Raw genomic sequence first — 1,589 nt, 5'->3', positions numbered from 1 at the left:
CGTCAAATATCAATGGCTTGTCGTTGCGCCCGGTTTGAAGCTCAACTGGGCGGGCGTCGAAGGCCTTCCCGAAACGCTGGGCAAGAACGGTGTCACCTCCAACTACCGCTACGATCTCGCGCCCTATACCTGGAAGCTTGTCAACGAGTTCAAAGGCGGAACGGCGCTCTTCACACAACCGCCGATGCCGATCAAATGCGCCGGCGCGCCGCAAAAGGCGATGTATCTATCCTGCGACACCTGGCTCGACAAAGGCATCCTCAAAGCTTGCAATGTCGAGTTCCTCGTTGCGGGACCTGGTCTCTTCGGCGTCGCCGATTACGTCCCGCCGCTGATGAAGTATGTTGAGCGATACGGCATTCAGCTCTCTTTCGGCGACAATCTCATCCGCATCGACGGGTCGGCGAAGACGGCATGGTTCAAGAAGACCGGCAAGGAAGGCAACAGCGAAATCGTTGAGCGCAGGTTCGACATGATCCATGTCGTTCCTCCCCAGACCGCGCCGGACTTCATTCGCGCTAGTGCGCTGGCAGCCGACAGTGGCTGGGTCTCGGTTGATCAGAACACGCTCAAGCACACCAAATATGAGAACATCTATGGCCTTGGCGATGTGGTGAGCGCACCGAACGCCAAGACGGCAGCCGCAGCGCGCAAGCAGGCACCTGTCGTTGCGGAAAACCTGCTCGCCGACATGGGCAAACTCGATTCACGCCGCCGTGCCATCTACGACGGTTACGGCTCTTGCCCACTCACCGTCGAACGCGGCAAGATCGTTCTCGCGGAATTTGCCTATGGCGGCAAACGCGTCCCGAGCTTCCCGTCATGGCTGATCGATGACCTCAAGCCGTCACGCCTGGCCTGGTTCCTGAAGGAGAAGATGCTTCCACCGATCTATTGGCAGGCGATGCTCAAGGGCCGCGAGCCGCTTGCAAAGCCGAAACACACGACACAACTGGAAGGCAAAACGAGCTGAAACGCTTGCCCTGAAACCGTATGACCCTGTCTTTTCTGCAATACTTCCTCGGCGTTATATCCGGAGGGATCGTCGGCTTCAGCCTCGGCATGTTCGGAGGCGGCGGTTCGATCCTGGCCGTTCCTTTGATGGTCTATGTGGTCGGCGTGCCGAATGCTCATATGGCGATTGGCACGAGCGCCTTCGCCGTCGCGGCGAACGCCTTCACCAACATGATCAGCCATTGGCGACTGGGGAATGTCAAATGGCGCTGCGCCGGCGTCTACAGTGCCGCCGGCATCGTCGGCGCCTTCCTCGGTTCCAGCCTCGGCAAGATCGTGGATGGCAAGCAACTGCTGGTGCTGTTTGCTCTGCTGATGCTGGTGGTGGGCACGCTGATGTTCAGGAGCCGGGGCCGTGAAGGCGATGCGGCCGCCCAGTGCACGCGCGAGAACGCGCCCAAGGTCGCGGGTTATGGTGGCCTTACCGGAGCGTTTTCCGGCTTTTTCGGCATAGGCGGCGGATTCTTGATCGTCCCGGGGCTGATGGCCTCGACAGGCATGCCGATCATCAATGCAATCGGCTCGTCGCTCGTCGCGATTACTGCGTTCGGTCTGACGACTGCCTTCAACTACAC

General features: G+C 59.7%; 2 protein-coding genes. Both read left to right on the top strand.

What is annotated here, in order from left to right; genetic code table 11:
- Nucleotides 1-973: NAD(P)/FAD-dependent oxidoreductase (locus WBB07_RS04990; protein WP_526305338.1), on the top strand; the 973-nt coding region annotated here is incomplete at its 5' end.
- Nucleotides 974-993: 20 nt separating this feature from the next.
- Nucleotides 994-1,589: sulfite exporter TauE/SafE family protein (locus WBB07_RS04985; RefSeq protein WP_526305337.1), on the top strand; the 596-nt coding region annotated here is incomplete at its 3' end.

The sequence above is a fragment of the Mycobacterium sp. genome, from assembly GCF_049647605.1.
In the GTDB taxonomy this organism is placed as follows: Bacteria; Actinomycetota; Actinomycetes; order Mycobacteriales; family Mycobacteriaceae; genus Mycobacterium.
The sequence above is the reverse complement of the archived record's forward strand: the minus strand, read 5'-3'. Positions and strand labels throughout refer to the sequence as shown.